The organism is Streptococcus intermedius SK54 = ATCC 27335 (assembly GCF_000413475.1).
GTDB classification, from domain to species: Bacteria; Bacillota; Bacilli; order Lactobacillales; family Streptococcaceae; genus Streptococcus; species Streptococcus intermedius.
The window spans coordinates 59,394-77,262 of record NZ_ATFK01000003.1 but is presented as its reverse complement, the minus strand read 5'-3'; the positions used below and the strand labels follow the sequence as shown (position 1 = coordinate 77,262).

19 protein-coding genes are annotated in these 17,869 nt (G+C 36.7%); 4 read left to right on the top strand and 15 right to left on the bottom strand.

Features of this window, described 5'->3' with window-relative positions; translation table 11 throughout:
- Positions 1-74 precede the first annotated feature (74 nt).
- The 13 genes from HMPREF1654_RS04525 to HMPREF1654_RS04465 form a co-directional block, all read right to left on the bottom strand.
- Positions 75-395 carry a hypothetical protein gene (locus HMPREF1654_RS04525; protein ID WP_003076723.1) on the bottom strand — a complete coding sequence of 107 codons (321 nt, stop codon included), beginning with the start codon at positions 393-395 and terminating at the stop codon, positions 75-77.
- An 11-nt stretch (positions 396-406) separates the two neighbouring features.
- A complete protein-coding gene (locus tag HMPREF1654_RS04520) occupies positions 407-814 on the bottom strand; it encodes a helix-turn-helix transcriptional regulator (RefSeq protein WP_003072025.1) in 408 nt (135 codons plus the stop codon).
- A 135-nt stretch (positions 815-949) separates the two neighbouring features.
- The gene (locus HMPREF1654_RS04515) at positions 950-1,636 is read right to left on the bottom strand and encodes a YwaF family protein (protein WP_037589467.1); all 687 of its coding nucleotides are present in this window, start codon (positions 1,634-1,636) and stop codon (positions 950-952) included.
- A 6-nt stretch (positions 1,637-1,642) separates the two neighbouring features.
- Positions 1,643-2,347 carry a YwaF family protein gene (locus HMPREF1654_RS04510; protein WP_003076653.1) on the bottom strand — a complete coding sequence of 235 codons (705 nt, stop codon included), beginning with the start codon at positions 2,345-2,347 and terminating at the stop codon, positions 1,643-1,645.
- 6 nt (positions 2,348-2,353) lie between these two features.
- Positions 2,354-2,902, bottom strand: coding sequence for a DUF1697 domain-containing protein (locus HMPREF1654_RS04505; protein ID WP_003072020.1), 549 nt, complete (start codon positions 2,900-2,902; stop codon positions 2,354-2,356).
- Entirely contained in the window at positions 2,892-4,262 is a 1,371-nt protein-coding gene (locus HMPREF1654_RS04500; RefSeq protein ID WP_003076247.1) for a UDP-N-acetylmuramoyl-tripeptide--D-alanyl-D-alanine ligase, read from the bottom strand. The genes HMPREF1654_RS04505 and HMPREF1654_RS04500 overlap by 11 nt, the downstream gene beginning before the upstream one ends.
- A 253-nt stretch (positions 4,263-4,515) precedes the next feature.
- Positions 4,516-5,562, bottom strand: coding sequence for a D-alanine--D-alanine ligase (locus HMPREF1654_RS04495; RefSeq protein WP_037589469.1), 1,047 nt, complete (start codon positions 5,560-5,562; stop codon positions 4,516-4,518).
- 130 nt (positions 5,563-5,692) lie between these two features.
- Positions 5,693-6,289 (bottom strand): recombination mediator RecR, encoded by a 597-nt coding sequence (gene recR / locus HMPREF1654_RS04490; RefSeq protein ID WP_003072014.1) that lies wholly within the window; start codon positions 6,287-6,289, stop codon positions 5,693-5,695.
- 10 nt (positions 6,290-6,299) lie between these two features.
- Complete coding sequence (gene pbp2b, locus HMPREF1654_RS04485; protein WP_014829747.1) at positions 6,300-8,360, bottom strand: penicillin-binding protein PBP2B; 2,061 nt, start codon at positions 8,358-8,360, stop codon at positions 6,300-6,302.
- Between the two features lie 156 nt (positions 8,361-8,516).
- The gene (locus tag HMPREF1654_RS04480; RefSeq protein WP_003036126.1) at positions 8,517-9,209 is read right to left on the bottom strand and encodes a phosphoglycerate mutase; all 693 of its coding nucleotides are present in this window, start codon (positions 9,207-9,209) and stop codon (positions 8,517-8,519) included.
- A 137-nt stretch (positions 9,210-9,346) separates the two neighbouring features.
- Positions 9,347-9,808 (bottom strand): Fur family transcriptional regulator, encoded by a 462-nt coding sequence (locus tag HMPREF1654_RS04475; protein ID WP_003076242.1) that lies wholly within the window; start codon positions 9,806-9,808, stop codon positions 9,347-9,349.
- Between the two features lie 167 nt (positions 9,809-9,975).
- A complete protein-coding gene (locus tag HMPREF1654_RS04470; RefSeq protein WP_003036014.1) occupies positions 9,976-10,251 on the bottom strand; it encodes an HU family DNA-binding protein in 276 nt (91 codons plus the stop codon).
- 128 nt (positions 10,252-10,379) lie between these two features.
- Entirely contained in the window at positions 10,380-11,213 is an 834-nt protein-coding gene (locus HMPREF1654_RS04465; RefSeq protein ID WP_003076577.1) for a DegV family protein, read from the bottom strand.
- Positions 11,214-11,449: 236 nt separating this feature from the next.
- Here HMPREF1654_RS04465 and HMPREF1654_RS04460 point away from each other — a divergent pair, with 236 nt between their 5' ends.
- The 4 genes from HMPREF1654_RS04460 to HMPREF1654_RS04445 are packed head-to-tail and all read left to right on the top strand — an operon-like array spanning position 11,450 to position 15,104.
- Entirely contained in the window at positions 11,450-12,403 is a 954-nt protein-coding gene (locus tag HMPREF1654_RS04460) for an ABC transporter permease (protein ID WP_003072006.1), read from the top strand.
- Positions 12,396-13,358, top strand: coding sequence for an iron chelate uptake ABC transporter family permease subunit (locus HMPREF1654_RS04455; RefSeq protein ID WP_003076294.1), 963 nt, complete (start codon positions 12,396-12,398; stop codon positions 13,356-13,358). The genes HMPREF1654_RS04460 and HMPREF1654_RS04455 overlap by 8 nt, the downstream gene beginning before the upstream one ends.
- Positions 13,359-14,111 (top strand): iron ABC transporter ATP-binding protein, encoded by a 753-nt coding sequence (locus HMPREF1654_RS04450; protein WP_003072001.1) that lies wholly within the window; start codon positions 13,359-13,361, stop codon positions 14,109-14,111.
- Positions 14,112-14,132: 21 nt separating this feature from the next.
- Complete coding sequence (locus tag HMPREF1654_RS04445) at positions 14,133-15,104, top strand: siderophore ABC transporter substrate-binding protein (RefSeq protein WP_003076389.1); 972 nt, start codon at positions 14,133-14,135, stop codon at positions 15,102-15,104.
- 72 nt (positions 15,105-15,176) lie between these two features.
- On the opposite strand, the gene HMPREF1654_RS04440 is transcribed toward HMPREF1654_RS04445, so the two are convergent.
- Positions 15,177-15,899, bottom strand: a complete 723-nt coding sequence (locus HMPREF1654_RS04440; protein ID WP_003076446.1) for a metallophosphoesterase — start codon at positions 15,897-15,899, stop codon at positions 15,177-15,179.
- A 310-nt stretch (positions 15,900-16,209) separates the two neighbouring features.
- The gene (recN, locus tag HMPREF1654_RS04435; protein WP_003071995.1) at positions 16,210-17,868 is read right to left on the bottom strand and encodes a DNA repair protein RecN; all 1,659 of its coding nucleotides are present in this window, start codon (positions 17,866-17,868) and stop codon (positions 16,210-16,212) included.
- Between the last annotated feature and the right edge of the window lies 1 nt (position 17,869).

The following is a 17,869-nucleotide window of genomic DNA, read 5'->3' as shown; positions in this document are numbered from 1 at the left end:
TTCAATAATCTAGAGAAGATAAAAATTGCCCTCTCGGGCGATTAATTTATTTTTTTCGATAGTCGAGACTTCTATTAAAATCTCACAAGCACACTAGCAAAGAGAAAAATCGCTAAGATAACCATTAACACCAGTAAATAGATTAACCGTTGTTTCCTCGTTTGAAGTTCTTCTGTTTCTTCTGCTGTCATGGAAAAAACGGCCTTGTTCCGTTTTAATAGGTACAAAATCAATCCTTCTCCTCGTTGACCGCCAGTCGTTAAGAAAGCCCAAAATTTGGGGTGTTTCATCCCGCGAACCGCAGCATCTAATTCAATCAATTTAAATAATTGATAAACAAACAGTCCATTTGTTACGATAAGCAAACCAATCAAGGTCAACAGATACCAAGTCATGATAAAACCTCCTATATTTTGCGAATAATCTGCACCAAGATATACCCACTTGTCCCAGTTACCAGCGCCACCGCTAACAAGGTCAACAGATAACTCTTAGAGATTGGAGTGACAAAAATGAAGAAAAGGAATAATAAACAAATATTACATATAAAGGCTAGTAAAATCTTTCGATTGCTCTTAACAGTATTAGTGGAATCTTCTAAGTGCTGAATCATATGCTCATCTCCTTTCAACAATTCATCCAAACTAACCTGATACAAATCACTTAACTGTAAAACATATAAAATATCCGGATAAAATTTTTCTGTTTCCCAATTTGAGATAGTTTGTCTAGATACATTTAATTCTTCTGCGACACTTTCTTGTGTCAGGCCACATATTTGCCGCGCTTCTTTTAATTTTTTACCAATTTCCATAATCTCTCTCCTATCTTTCTACTCTCATTTTACTATTTTCTTGCATAAAATCTAGCAAAAATTTTTTACATTGCACAAAATAGTGGAAAAAATCCTGCCAAGTAAATTTGACAGGAAAATAAATATTGAGATATATCAGTTTGAAATTATTTTTGATTTCTTTTTCCATCGCCTTTTAAATATTTCATCAAGAAGAATCAAGGTGACAGACAGTATGGTTGAAACAACCAAATAATTAAACAAAATATTCTCCCCTTTAATAAAAGGTGGGTGTGTCATAAGACCATAGTTACCACCTGTCAAATGATTAACCCCTACTAAAAATAAATCTAATGCAAAAGTATAAAAAAGAATCTGATATTTTTTTAGTGCTTTCTTATCATACGAATTCATCAGATACACAAGGGAATTACCCAACAAGGCATAATGACCAATCAAGAAAGAAAAGCTCGTAATATGTGGAAAATCATAAGGGTCAAAGACCGGATAGCCCAAAGCAAATACCGCACCGCTTACTCCCATTAAAGCAAAATACTGTTTGATTCGCCAGTTGTCTGGTAAAAAAACAACAGCAAGCATGGCTAAACGACAATGATAAAGGGGTAAACTATTGGCTAGTGGTAATCGAAAGCCAATATACCATGTATAAAGAACAACTAACTGTATGATTTGAATCCATTTAAACGTTTCTACAATATATGAATTATCATGATATTTCACAGCCACATAGATGAACAGTAAGATAAACATAAGCATCAATCCATGCCAAAATGTCGATATCAGAGGCGGTTCTGTTGTATGAGTAGTTAAAAAATTCTTCAGCACAATTTAATTTTCCTGTCTTATCGTTTCTTCTTGTTCTTGCTTAATCTGTATTTGTTTAAAGACCAGAGAAATCATCCAAATAGCTAAAATCAGAGGCAATGATACCAATAGATAATTGCTAATCATCCCATAATCACCTACTAAAGGCGGCTCCTTCAAAAAACCATAATTTCCACCGCTCACAAAATTTACAAATAATAACAAGAGATTCATAGCAAAACTAATCTCTACAATTCGCCGCAAGCCCAATTGCTTACTATCATAATGATTCATCAAATACGTAAGAGAATTTCCCAAAAGAGCATAGTGGCCAATCAGATAAGATACTAAGGTAATATGAGGAAAAGTAAATGGATCAAACAAAGGATAAATCAATGCACAAATAGGCCCAAATACTCCCAAAAGTGCAAAATATTGTTTATAAACTGAGGAATCAGGCAGAAACAAAATAGCAAACATCGCCAATCTACAATGATAAAAAGGAAGTGCCTCAGATAGTGGTGACAAAGTGGCGACATACCAGCTATAAAGCATTAGAATTTGGAATCCTTGTACAAATTTTAAAATAATTTGATAACGCTTATTTTGATGATATTTTACAGCACTGTACATGATGTAAATGATTCCTAAAAACATTATTCCGTACCAAAACGGGGTCAATTGTGGTGCCTCCGTTTTATGGTTTGTAAAAAATTCTTGTAGATTCATCTTCTACTAATCCATCCTATCAATTAATTTTTTTATGACACTTAATTTTCTTGTTGTAGCAATAATACCTAATTTCTTTTCAAGAAAATTATTATTTAATTTCTTTATTCTAGCATCTCTTGGTAGATACATATAAAGGCAAGTTTCTCCAACTGCAAATATTTCATCTGTAAAGTTCATTTCTCTCACTTCTGTCAATCGCTCTGTCGAAATATGACTGTTTGTAAAAACCAGATGAATCCGTGATGAATCCAATTCCTCGGGGAAAGGATTTTGTAAGATAGCTTTTTCTAAATCCGATTTTTCTTTTACAATAATGGCTAAATTTGCGCCGATTTTCTCTAAAATCAATTGATGAATATGTCGAGCCAATTCTTTAGCAGATATACTCGTTTCACAAATCACATTACCTGATTGAATATAGCTTGAAACATTATCTAAACCAGATGTTTCCAACAATTGAACTAAATCACTCATCTTAGGAATTCGATTTGGTCCCATAGGCATCACACCGCGAAGAAGAGCAAGATACTGCACCTGATGCTTACACCTCATTCTCCAATTCCTCTACTAGATTAGCTAAATTCATAGAGTTACTTCCTTTTATCAACACTTGATCTGCTGGTTGGAGCACTTTTTTAATCGCTTTTACTAAGGCCGGAAACTGGTCTTTTTCAGCATTTTTTACAAAATAGTGGACTCTCCCTAGCGGGAAAATTTCCTTGGCATAGCTAAAAAGAGCAGCCATATCTTCTCCGTAGAGAAATATTTCTGATAAAATTTCCGGATTTAGACTAGTTATCATAGCGCTATGCATTTGTTTAGACTCAGCCCCCAGCTCCTTCATATCAGCTAAAACAACCAACTTCCGACCATTATCATTATAAGGAATTGTAGAAAAAGTTTCCAAAATCAGACGCATAGCTGTTGGATTCGCATTATAAACATCTGAGAGGATATCAGCTCCATTTTTAGCTTTTTTCCATTCAGTGCGATTTCGCGTTAATTCAAGAGTCAAAAAAGCTTTTTGAATGGCCTCTTCTGTCACCCCTTCTTTTAAAGCTACATAGGTTGCAACCATAGCATTAGCCGCATTGTATTTTCCAGTTACTGGAAGGTCAATAGCACTAGTTAAAAAGTTGGTCTCAAAGGTCAAGCTATCTTTTCGTTCTTCTAATTTTGTTAGACAAATATCTTCGTCTGGACCAAAACGAACAACATTTTGCTGACTTGGTAAAAAGTCATTGATAATCTTGTCCGCTGGGACAACTAAAAGAGCCCCATTTTTCATACCGTCAGCGATTTGTAGCTTTCCTTTTGCAATTTCATGACGGCTTTTAAAAAATTCTAGATGTGCTTCTCCAATTAAAGTCACTATGCCTACTTTTGGCTGAGCGATAGTAGATAAAAGATGAATATCCCCCATGTGATCTTGCCCCATTTCCAGCACCAACTTTTCAGTATCATCTGGCATATGCAAGACCGTATAAGGAAGACCAATTTCATTATTGTAGTTTCCTTGCGTTTTGTAAGTCTCATAAGCCATTGACAAGAGGTGAGCCAGCATGTCTTTGGTCGTCGTCTTACCATTAGAACCTGTGACTGCAAAAACATCTACCTTCATCTTTTCCAGATAATACCGTGCCAAATGCTGCAGTGCTGCTAATACATCATCTACTAAAATATAAGGATAGTCTTCCAATTCTTTTTCTGATAAGGTTGCCACAGCTCCATTTTCAAATGCTGTCGCAATAAAGTCATGCCCATCACGCGCACCCTTAAGAGGCAGAAATAAATCTCCCTCTCCAATCAATCGGCTGTCAAATTCTGCCTTTCTAAATGTATAATCTGGAAATAGATGAACATCATTTTTGGCTTTCAAAACAGAAGCCACCTCATAGAACGTTAATTGCATTTTTATCCCCTGCTTATCTTAAATATCTCTAACTCTCTCATTATACCACAGAAAAACCGACTTTTACAGATTCACTAAAAGATCTAGCAAAATAACAGAAAAAATGAAAAGGCAGGAAAAATATTATCCCTGTCTTATCTTAACGCTAATGGCTAATTGCTTAGAACAAAACTTTAAAGTTGAAAGTAGAACTTGAATTTTGTTCGCTTTTCAAGCTTGAAACAGCACCTAATCCATCTCGCTCAAAATCTTCTCACAGTAAGTGTTTTTCACGTTTTGCAAAGATTTCTTGGGCTAAGAGGACTAATTGCTCGATCAAGTCAGAGTAAGAAAGTCCCATATTTTCCCAAAGAAGTGGATACATTGACCACTGTGTGAATCCAGGCATCGTGTTTAACTCATTGAGGAAAATCTCACCCTTATTAGTATAAAAGAAATCACAACGAGATAACCCAACGCCACCAATTGCATGGAAAGCTTTTTCAGCATAGTCACACATAGTGGCAATAACATCTTCAGAGAGTTTTGCAGGGATATCCATAGTAATTTTATTGTCAATGTACTTGGCTTCGTAATCATAAAAAGCGACATCTTTCACCACTTCACCTGGTAAACTACTTTTAGCTCCTTCGTTCCCAAATAAACCAACTTCAATTTCACGCGCATTGACACCTTGCTCAATCAAGACACGACTATCGTATTTAAAAGCTAACTTAAGAGCAGAACACAATTCATCTTTGTTTTCAGATTTAGAAATGCCAACACTAGAACCCATATTTGATGGTTTAGTAAAGACTGGATAAGTCAGATTAACTTCTACTTCTGCAATCTTTTCTTCTACATCTTCCCCTTCCACTACGGCTACATACGGTACTTGAGGAATACCAGCAGAAGCTAACACACGTTTAGTTGTGATTTTATCCATCGCAATACTCGACGAAAGAATATTGCAGCCAACATAAGGCATTTTCAACACTTCAAGAAATCCTTGGATAGACCCGTCTTCTCCCATTGGGCCATGAAGAACTGGGAACACAACTGCCCCTTCTTCGTAAATGTCACTCGGCTTCATTTTTTGACTCTCAATGACGGTATCATTGGTCATTAATTTTTCATCATCAGCAGGTTTGCTTGAAAATTCTTGCGTCTTGATAAAATCACCCGCTTGCGTGATGAAATAAGTTTTGACAAAAAATTTGTCATAATTAATCGCACGCATGACACTCTCTGCTGATAAGACAGAGACTTTTCTTTCCGCACTGCGTCCGCCGTAAAGAAGAATGATTTGTTGTTTTGACATTTTCATACCTAACCTTCTCATCTTAAAAGAAATCTACAAATTTAATCGCCTTTTAGTATACCATATTTTAGCTTGTTTTTGAACAGAAACAGAGCTTTCATTTTCTTTTAAACAAAGCTCTATCACCCTTTTACAACTCCGTACGATTCTCAATAGCTCGAAGCAAAGTCACTTCATCTGCATATTCAATATCAGAACCAACTGCTAATCCTCGAGCGAGACGTGTCACTTTGATACCAGCTGGCTTTAACACTCGTGAAATATACATGGAAGTTGCTTCTCCATCTGCTGTTGCATTAGTTGCTACAATCACTTCTGTCACTTCACTATCCATCAATCGTGTGATTAAACTTTTCAGATTGATGTCATCTGGACCAATACCATTCATAGGAGAAATCAATCCCTGCAAAACATGGTACAAGCCATGATATTCTTGAATGTTTTCCATAGCAGAGACATCTCGGCTATCTTCTACAACTAAAATAGTCGATTGGTCACGAGTCTCATCGGTACAGATAGCACAGGGATTGTCATCCGTTAAATTCCCACAAATAGAGCAATATGTTAACTCACGTTTTGCTGCAAGTAAATTTTTAGCAAATTCATTAACATCATCATCACTCATGCTAATGGTATAAAATGCCAAACGTGTTGCTGATTTGATGCCAATTCCTGGTAATTTTGAAAAACTTTCAATCAATTTTGCAAGCGGTGTTGGATAAAGCATAAGTTCCTTTCTAGTTCATCGGATGTTGTTGATGATATAAGTTAATAATATCACGAGTTATACTATGGCTAACGGTTGAAGATAGGTTGGTGTTATGTGGAAATACGACCGCTACAGCAATCTGCGGATTATTACTTGGCGCATAAGCGACGACATTGGTGTTGATGGCTTCTTTTCCACCTGCAAAGGTTTCTGCTGTCCCTGTTTTCGCGCTGATTGGCACTGCTTCACCTTGAGATAAAGTACGCCCTGTTGTAAAGCCGCTTGTGCCATGTACTACTTGGTAAAAACCTCGACGAATTAATTCCATATTGTCTTTTGAAATGTCCACTTTATTTAACTCTTTGGTGGCTTTTCCTTCAATTAATTTTCCAAGACCACCTTTTTCATTATTGTCATAAATTCCTTCCACTAAGTGTGGTGCGATACGAGTACCACCATTAGCTACCGTTGCAGCATACTGAGCTAATTGCATTGGTGTATAATTATCAAACTGGCCAAAAGCATTGGTTAAATAGTTTGCAAACGTATATTTTTTAGGAGTATAGCCTTCGGACTCACTTGGTAAATCAATTCCTGTGGATGCTCCTAATCCATATTGCGCAAAAGTTTTACGCAATTTGTCCATAGAGGAATTCAAATTTTTCAAATCAATCGTCATATTAGGCGAATAAGGCGTTCCCATCATATTCAACGCTAGTTGGACCATGTATGTATTAGAGGAATATTCCAACGCTTCTAAAGCTGTAATTTGTCGCGCTCCATATTGTGTAAACCAAGAAGTGATTGCAGAGGAACCTCCAAAAGAAATCGGCTGATCTGTCATAACTTGATTTCCAGTGATAGCTCCATATTCCCAGCCAGCTGTTAAAGTCGCACCCTTAACAACCGAACCAGGCACAAAACTATTCATAATGGTCCCCAGAGAATCTGCTGTTAACTTCCCTGTATTGATGTCATGTTTCAGACCTGCCATTGCTAGAATAGCACCCGTTTTAGGGTTCATAGCAACTGCATAAACACCTTCCGAATGAGTGGCATGTCCACTAGCTAACTCGGCCGTAAAATATCGTTTTAGAATATCTTCAACACCATTCTGAAATGCCAAATCCAGTGTTAATTTCAGATTATTTCCCTTACTACCGTTGGAAATATTTTTAACACTTTCCATATTCCCATTTTTATCAAGATTGATTTCTTTGACTGCACGTTTCCCTTGAAGAGTAGATTCATATTGCTTCTCTAAGTAACTTGTTCCAACACGATCATTGAGAGAATAACCCTTTTTCAAATAAGCATTAACTTCTTCAGCGGGCAGACCTGCCTTTTCACTGGAAACACTTCCAACGATAGAGGCTAAAGATGTATCTAGTACTTTTCTATCCCAGCTAGTGGTAATACTGATACCAGATAAGTCTTTCGAACTAGAGGCAATTGTCGCAATTTGGTCAGCCGATAAATCATCTGTTCGAATATTTCCTGTCTCAAAATTTGCAATGGCATTCATTTGACTGAACAAATAAATCGTTTTTTTATCTTCATCTGAATAATTTAGCTCAGCCACATCCACACTCTTAACGGCATTCTTATAAATCTTAGATTCCGCCAAACGATTTCCATCTGAACTATATTTTTTATTTTTAGGAAGTCGATTAACAACTTTCTTATAAATCTCACTGTCTGCTAAATAATAATCTATTTGTTGCTGGTCAGTAACCTTTACATTGGAAATAGAAACGAATGATAGCAACTTCTGAGCAATTTTTTTAATCTTTTCTGCTGTCATTTTATTGCTACGTGTAAAGGAAACAACTTGCTTGGTTGTATTCTCAACCAAAGGTTTCCCACTCGCATCATAAATCTGACCACGAACAGAACTGGTTGTCACTTTGGTTTTACTGGCCGTTGCTAACTTTTTTGTATAAAAATGTTTATGGACAACCTGCATATAGCCCAAGCGAACGATCAAGCCCATAAACAATAAAATCACAATTCCAAATAATAAATTCAAGCGTCGTGGGATAGAGTGACTATCAAATTTTCTTATTTTCTTAGACATATTTTCTCTCATTCTAGTCAAAATGCTACCTTTTATTGTACCACAAATCCAAGAAAATGAAGTCAAGTAAAATGGAAAATACTGATAAAAAATACAAGCAAAGAATGAAAGCTTGGTACAATATCAAAAAGCCCCGCTTACGCAGAGCCTCTTAATATTTTATTGGACTTATTTTCCAAGATAGTATTCTTTTACAAGATTCAATTTATCATCAAATTCAAAAACAAGTGGTGGGAAGTTTGGAATTTCTACATTCATAATTTCGTCATCTGACAATTGCTTGATGTGTTTTACAAGAGCACGAATTGAGTTCCCATGTGCCCCAACAAACACATTTTTACCATCTTTCAAAGCTGGAGCGATTTTATCTTCCCAGAATGGAAGTGCACGTTCCAAGGTTACTTTCAAGTTTTCTGCATCTGGAATAACTGAGTCATCAAGATTTGCATAACGGCGATCAGTATGTGCTGAATATTGATCATCTTTCGCCATTGCTGGTGGCAATACGTCATAAGAACGACGCCAAATATGAACTTGTTCATCACCCCATTTTTCAGCTGCTTCAGCTTTGTTTTGACCTGTCAAACCACCATAGTGACGTTCATTCAAACGCCATGACTTTTCAACTGGAACCCAAAGTTGACCTGCAGCTTCAAGAGCGAGATTTGTTGTTTTGATAGCACGTGTCAAAACAGACGTATATGCTTGGTCAAATTCAATACCAGCTTCTTTGATCAACTTACCAGCATCAATTGCTTGTTGTGTCCCCTTTTCAGACAAATCAACATCAGCCCAACCCGTAAACAAGTTAGCTTTGTTCCATTCAGACTCACCATGGCGAGCAAAAACTAATTTTACCATTAGATATCTCCTTTGATTTTTGAAAACTGTATTGCAGTCACTACTCTATTTTACAAAATTTTTTCAAAAAAAGCTAGTATCAACGGGAGAATATTCTATTTTTGAAAATTTTCTTTGTTTAGATAGCACCTATAATCTTAGCCGTTTTTCAAACAATCCGAGCAAATTCCATACATCAAAACTTTTGTTTTTGTAATACTGTAGCCTGTTTGCTCCTCGGCTTCTCGCTTAATATCTGGAATATCTACATCATCAAAATCAGCGATTCGCCCACATTTTTCACAAACAATATTCAAATGCTCATGCCCCATAAAATCAAAATAGGTCGTGTTATCATTTTTTATTTTAATTTCCTCCACAACCCCCTCGTCAGTCAGCACTTTTAAATTATTATAAACCGTTGCTAAGCTCATGCTAGGAAACTCAGGCCTCAAATCTTGATAAATCTTTTCTGCACTAGGATGCGCATGCGTCCAAATCATATAGGCAATAACTGCCCTTCTGGTTTCTGTAATACGCACACCTTTCTTTTTCAATCGTTGAATAACATTTTCATAATCACTTTGATCTTTAATTTCTAAATAAGGATGTAAACTCATTTCCTACTCACTCATAATCATTTTTCTTTATTATATCATGAAAACAGAAGAATGCGTATTAGAATGATTGTAACACAAAACAAATGCTAAACCTCTCCCTCAAACTATAGAAAAAAGCCTATTGCACAAGCTAGAAAGCTTGACGCAATAGGCTTTTTAAATCGCTGTTATTTTACAGCGTCTTTAAGAGCTTTACCTGCTTTGAAAGCTGGTACTTTAGAAGCTGCAATTGTGATTTCTTTACCAGTTTGTGGGTTGCGACCTTTACGAGCTGCACGTTCACGAACTTCAAAATTACCAAAACCAATCAATTGAACTTTTTCACCAGCTGAAAGAAATTCAGTTACTGCTGCAAATACTGCATCAACTGCTGCTGCTGAATCTTTTTTAGTCAATTCTGTAGCTTCTGCTACTTTTGCGATTAAATCTTGTTTGTTAGCCATTTAACAAATCCTCCAAAATATTTTATGAATTAGTAGTTACTAATCCTAACAAGTATTATCATATCTAAAAAATACCATTAGGTCAAGCACAAAACGAACTTTTTTATATTTTTCACAAAATATTAAACTTATTCATAACGAACTAGGACTGCCCAAGCATTTTCTCCCGTATGCGTTTGAATAATAGAACCCGTTTCTAAAACAGGAATTGGCATGGTCACATACTCTTGCAAGACTTGTTTCATCTCGTTCGCCAATTCAGCAGTCCCTGCATACGAAATTCCAATTTCTGCCACTTTTTTATCTTGCAGATTGACAGCTAAATCATTGACCCACTTTTTAAAAGTTTTTACGCCCCGCCCTTTTACAATTGGTTGTAGTTCATGCTGTTTCATTTGCATCACCACTCGAATATTCAGAAGCGAGCTGAGAAGTCCTGTTACACGACCAATGCGACCTCCTTTTACAAGATTTTCAAGAGTTGATACACCAATATAAAGTTCCGTTTTTTCACGCACTTCTTCAATTTTTGCTAAAATATCTTCTAAATCAGCACCTGCCTTGGCTAATTTGGCAGCTTCTACCACTTGAAACTTCAAAGCTTGATCTGTAAAAGAGCTATCAATGACTGTGACATCAACATTTGATAAAGTAGCACCTTGCCGGGCGGCTTCAACTGTTCCAGATAAAGCATGGGACATATGAATTGAAATGATTTTATCAGCATGTTCACCTAATCGTTCAAAAACCTCTGCAAAGACTCCAACGGGCGGTTGACTTGTTTTAGGAAGATTTCTACTGGACTGCATCAAGCGAAGAAATTCTCCTTCTTTCAGATCAGCGTCGGAATAAACAACACCATCTACCATTACAGACAAAGGGACGATTGTAATCTCTAAATCCTCTACAACTTGCGGTTCAATCGTAATAGATGAATCCGTTACAATTTTGATTTTTGCCATGTTTTCCCTACTTTATAATTTTTATCTATTTAATTTATTATATCAAAAAAATAATATTTTGTGGAATAATTTTTCTGAATAAAATATGTAAAAGATGTGTATAGCTCTTTATTGTTCTCAATAGACAGAATTATTAAATTTTCAGAAAATAATTGACACTCTAATGTTTTTTTGTTAGCCTATTCTAGTATCTTAAGTTAAAGTAAATTTTCAGAGAAAGAGGGAATAGTTGACAAATGAAACAGACAAAATTTTTAGGAATTCTTTGTCTTATACTGGCTTTCATTTCAATTATGGTTGGTGCTAGCAGTTTTTCTTGGCATAAACTACTTAGTGGTGAGACGAACACTTGGCTGTTGTTTTTAGAGTCACGCTTACCAAGGACCATTAGTATCATTTTGGCAGGTTCTAGCATGAGTATTGCAGGGCTTTTGATGCAATCTGTTACACAGAATCATTTTGCGGCGCCTAGTACAATTGGAACAGTAAATGCTGCAAAGTTCGGTATGCTTCTCAGCCTCTTCTTCTTTCCAACAGCGAATTTGGCTCAAAAAATGCTCTTCGCCTTTCTCTCTTCTATTTTTTTTACGATTATTTTTATTAGATTTATCAGAAAATTATCATTCAAGGAAAAATGGTTGCTGCCACTTGTCGGAATTATTTATAGTGGTGTCATTAGTGCAGCTGCTGAAATTCTTGCCTATCGTTTTGATCTAGTGCAAAGTATGACATCGTGGACGCAAGGATCTTTTGCAATGATTCAGACACATCAATATGAGTGGCTTTTTTTGAGTTTTGTTATTCTGATTGCTGTCTGGCGGTTGTCTGCTACTTTTACAATCATGAATCTAGGAGAAGATGCTAGCCATAATCTAGGGATATCTTTTTATCAAATGGAAGGATTGAGCCTATTTCTCATTGCTCTCACAACCAGTGTGACAATGATTACAGTGGGCTCACTTCCTTTCATAGGCGTGATTGTACCAAATATTGTGCGAAAATTTTATGGAGATCATATCACGCGCATCAAAAGTATTACTGCCCTGACAGGAGCAGGCTTGATTTTAATCTGTGATATTATGTCACGCATGGTGATCCGTCCCTACGAAATCTCAGTTAGTTTGATTCTGGGAATTTTTGGAAGTTTAACATTCATTTATCTTTTATGGCGAGGTGCCACTCATGAATAAAATGAAAATCCAAACAAGAGGGCTCATCATCTTGCTACTTTTTGTGGCTATAGTAGCTATATTTTTCTACCTGATGCCAACAGAGTATCCTTTGACAGGCTTTATCATAAAACTGCGATCGCAAAAGTTATTGGCCTATCTAATCATTGCAGTTGCTGCTAGTTTTTCAACAATCAGTTTCCAAACGATTACTGAAAATCGATTTTTAACACCAAGTATCCTAGGCCTGGATGCTCTCTACGTGCTCATGCAGACTGTCTATCTATTTTTTGCCAATCAGTTTATTGGAAAGATATCAAATCCCTTGTTTGAGTTTATTATCATTATGAGTATTCAATGTGGATTTTTCCTTTGTTTGCAGCCTATGATTAAAAAACTGTTACAACAAGGTTTTGTGTTCATCTTACTCATCTGTATGGCATTAGGCACACTATTTAGAAGTACGAGTACCTTTCTGCAAGTATTGATGGATCCTAACGAATACGATAAGCTTCAAACAAAATTATTTCCTTCATTTCAACGAATGAATATGGAAATTGTTCTGATTGCTACTGTCATCATCGGACTAGTCAGTCTATATGTACTGAAAAAGAATGCTGTGCTCAATGTCTTCCGTTTAGATAAAAAGACAGCTATGATTTTAGGCATAGAGGTAGAAAAAGAGCAAAAAAAACTGCTATGGGCTATTGTTTTACTGACTTCGTCAACGACTGCTTTAGCTGGACCCATGATGTTTTTTGGCTTTATGATGTCTAATCTAGCCTATCTACTCATCAAAGAATACCAGCATAAATGGCTCTTTTTAGTGGCCAGTTTACTCGGCTTTATCTTTCTAATCAGCGGACAACTGCTGGTAGAGCGAATCTTTCAACTACAAATTAATGTCAGCATGGTCATCGAGTTAGTAGGAGGTTCTTTCTTCTTCTATCTGTTAGCAAAGGAGGCAAAACGTTAAATGCAATTAGAAAACATTAGCAAATCATTTGGGGAAGAGTTAGTCTTAGACGACATTCGTTTAAGAATTTCTCCCAGTAAATTCACCGCCTTTATCGGACCAAATGGTGCTGGAAAATCTACTCTTCTCTCTATCATGAGTCGCTTACTCAAAAAAGATCAAGGGTTTCTCAGTATCAAAGGAAAAGAAATTGAAGCTTGGAATTCTAGAGAATTAGCTAAAGAGCTAACGATTTTAAAGCAAAAAATCAACTATCAATCGAAATTAACCGTTGAAGAACTAGTTTCATTTGGGCGCTTTCCATATAGCCAAGATCACTTAACAAAAGATGATGTTCAAAAAGTGGAGCAAGCCTTGATTTATCTGAATATCCTTGACTTGCGAAATCGCTTTATTGATACACTTTCAGGAGGGCAATTGCAACGTGTCTTCATTGCCATGGTTTTGGCACAGGATACAGATTTTATTCTTTTGGATGAGCCACTGAATAATCTGGATATTAAGCAAAGTATTGCCATGATGAAAATCTTGCGTTCACTTGTGGATGATCTGGGAAAAACGATTATTATTGTCATTCATGATATCAATATCGCTAGTCAATATGTGGATGAGATTGTCGCCTTTAAAGATGGAAAACTCTTTTGTCAAGGTACGACAGAACAAATCATGAAAAAAGAAACTTTAGATTCATTGTACGAAATGGACATAACCCTTGGTGAAATCAACGGGAAAAAAATCTGTGTATATCTATAATTTAAATTTGGAGGATTTCTGATGAAACAGAATACAAAAAAACTATTGTTATCTATCCTTACAGCTTTTGCTGTTGTGCTTTTAGCAGCTTGTGGTGCTCATAATAAACAAAACACAAAGACAAATACCTCATCTTCTGCAAGTGAAGTCTCTATTAAATCGGCAGCAGGGGAGACTAAAGTTCCAATCAATCCTAAAAAAATTGTTACGTTTGACCTTGGTGCAGCCGATACCATTCGGGCTCTAGGAAAGGAAAGTAGTCTCGCTGGGATCCCAAAGAAAACCTTGCCTGCTTACTTGAAAAATCTTTCAAAAAACATCAAAAATGTTGGCACCATGAAAGAGCCTGATATGGAAGCAATCGCTGCCTTGAAACCAGATTTAATCATTGCTTCTCCACGTACGGCACAGTATGTTAAGAAATTTAAAGAAATTGCTCCTACTGTCCTTTTTAAAGCAGATAATAAAGATTACTGGGGGTCTACTAAACAAAACATTCTCTCCCTGGCAAGTATCTTTGGAGAAGATGGAACAAAAAAAGCTAAAAGCGAACTAGCTGCATTAGATAAAGAGATTGAAAGTGTTGCAAGTGCAAATGAAAAGTCAACTAAAAAAGCTTTAACGCTTATGTTGAACGAGGGCGCAATGTCAGCATTTGGTGCGAAATCACGTTTTGCATTTCTTTATAGCACCCTGAAATTCAAAGCCACTGATGCCAAAATTAAAGACTCTCGGCACGGTCAAGAGGTCAGTTTCGAAAGTGTCAAACAAATTAACCCAGACATTATTTTCTCTCTCAACCGAACTCTTGCTATCGGCGGTGATAATTCAGTGAATAAAGATTTATTGAATAATTCATTAATTCAAGAGACAAATGCTGCTAAAAAGAAAGCGATTGTTAATTTAACATCGGATCTTTGGTACCTTAGCGGTGGTGGTCTCGAGTCTACTAAATTGATGATTAAAGATGTCAAAAATATAGCTGGAAAATAAACAAAAAGAGTTGAAAGAAAACTTACTTGAAAAGTTCTTTCAACTCTTTTGTTGTACAACATTCAATTATCTTCAACCACCAATGTATGATTTTTTGACGAAATAATGTTCTAAAATGCCCTCGTCTCCGAATAAAACTCCATGGAGAACCCCACCATAAACAGCTCCACCATCCATACCAATTTTTTGATCCTGCGTTCTCCAAAGGCGACTTGTCCCAGGTCTCTCAGAAAAAAGATAAAAAGTTGGGGTATGACCAAATACGATTGTCTTTCCGGTTTGATTGTATCCCTGATGAAAGGGTTCACGCAACCAAACCTTTTGATAATCACTAGTTTGGTGCCAATCTTTCAAATCTAAATCAATACCGGCATGCACAAAAATATACTGTTCTGTTTCAACAAAGAAGGGCATCTGACGGATGAAAGTCACGAGATCTGGTGCCTCTTCTAATACGCGCTTAGCATCTTCCACTCCATCAACAGGAGTATCTAAAGGTCGTCTTAAAATGGAATTGATTGTCGTATCTCCACCATTACGGCGATAATGTTCATATCCTCTCTCGGGATTATCTAACCAAGTTAGAAACATATACTCATGATTTCCAGAAATGCAAATCGCTCCTTGCTTTACAACAAGGTTCTTCACACACTCTAAAACTGCTCTACTATCCTCACCACGGTCAATCAAATCTCCTAAAAAAATGAGCTGGCTTTTTCCATCCCATTTTTTGAGTAGCATTTTTAGCATATTTGCCTTTCCATGTACATCTCCAATTACAAAATAATTTGTCATGGTTTTCCTCCTGATAAAAGAAGAGATTGAAACGCAAGTCTCCAACTTCAAAGCCTCTTGTATAGTAAACAACTGGTGCAGAAACGAACTACTCAAACTACTACTTTAAAGTTACAGATAAAACTTGCGAAGCAAGTCACTCTTCCAAATTTGGAAGAGTGCTTTTGACGAAAACTTCGTTTTATTCCATTGCTGACTTAGCAGCCTTCTAGGTGCTTAAGCAACTTTGTAAAAATTAGATTATACAAATATCCAGGGGCATTATACCAGAACTTTGGCATAACGAAGGAGACAAACAACGTCAGCCTATTTACTGTTTCAATAGTTCTCTAGCCTGAGTGAGAGCTGCTTCAGTCACATTTTCACCCGCTAACATTTTAGCAATCTCTTCGATACGCTCTTCATCAGACAACAAGCGAACTGTTGAAACGGTTGAATATTCATCTGATATTTTCTCGATGAAAAATTGATAGTCTGCAATAGCAATCACTTGTGGCAGGTGCGAGATGGCAAGAACTTGTCCATTGGAGCCAATTTTATGAATTTTCTGAGCAATAGCTTGCGCAACACGTCCAGATACGCCTGTGTCTACCTCATCAAAAACAATGCTTGTCTTGCCTTCTTTACGAGAAAAAGCAGACTTGATTGCTAACATCAAACGTGACAATTCACCACCGGAGGCAATCTTAACGAGCGGTTTGTAATCTTCGCCCGGATTAGTCGAAATGTAAAATTCAACATGCTCATTTCCCTCGCGGCTAAACTTTCCTTTGGTAAATTGAACTCGAAAATTCGCCTTTTCCATATAGAGATCTTTTAATTCTTGCTGAATCTCTGCTTCTAATTGCTGGGCTAATTCGTGCCGTTCCCGACTCAGACGACCTGCTAGAGAGACCAAATCTTTCTCTAGCTTTCTCAGCTCTTGATCCAAATCATTTGATGAGAGATTCTTTCCAGTCAGAAGCGCATATTCTTTAGAAATTTGCTCTAAATAAGCTAACACATCATCCACATGCCCACCGTATTTACGAGTAATGCTATAAATCAGATCTAGACGCCTTTCAATTTCTAAGAGACGATCACCATCAAAATCCATGTTATCTAGAATGTCTTCCAAACGCTTTGTTGCGTCTTCCAGTACATAGTAAGACTCAGAAAGACTAGTCGCAATTTCTTTGTAAGTAACATCGTACTCTTCGATAGCTTCCATATCATTCATGGCAGCTCGAATATTAGATAAACTCGAAAATTCCTCATTATCCAGCATAGCGTAGACATTTGTCAAAGTGTCTGCAATCTGCTTATGGTTGAGTAATTTATCGCGTTCTTGGTTTAATGCCAAATCTTCGCCAGCTCTTAAATTAGCCGCCTCAATCTCTGCAATCTGATATTCCAGCATATCAATTCGCGCCTTATTTTCTTCTTGATTCTTCTGAATCGTTATGACTTGCTTACGCAACTGACGATACTGATCAAAAGTTTGCTGATAATCCGCTTTGAGTTTAAAAAATACTTCATCTCCAAACTCGTCCAACATAGCAATATGTAACTGGGAACGCATCAACTCTTCTTGGTCGTGCTGACCATGAATATCCACCAAATGCTGTCCAACCGATCGCAAAACGGATAAATTGACCATTTGACCATTAATACGGCTGATACTGCGACCGTTTTGGAAAATTTCTCGTCGAATAATCAACTCATCTGTCATATCAAGCCCTTGCTGCTCAAAGATTTCAATCAAAGCTTTACTCTGTTCAATCGCAAACATTCCTTCAATCTCAGCTTTTGGCGCGCCATGACGAATCACATCTGTTGTTGCTCGGCTTCCCAACATCATATTCATAGCATCAATGATAATAGACTTCCCAGCACCCGTTTCACCTGTCAAAACGGTCATGCCTTGCTCAAAATTGAGAGAAACCTCTTCAATAATTGCAAAATTTTTAATGGAAATTTCAAGTAACATA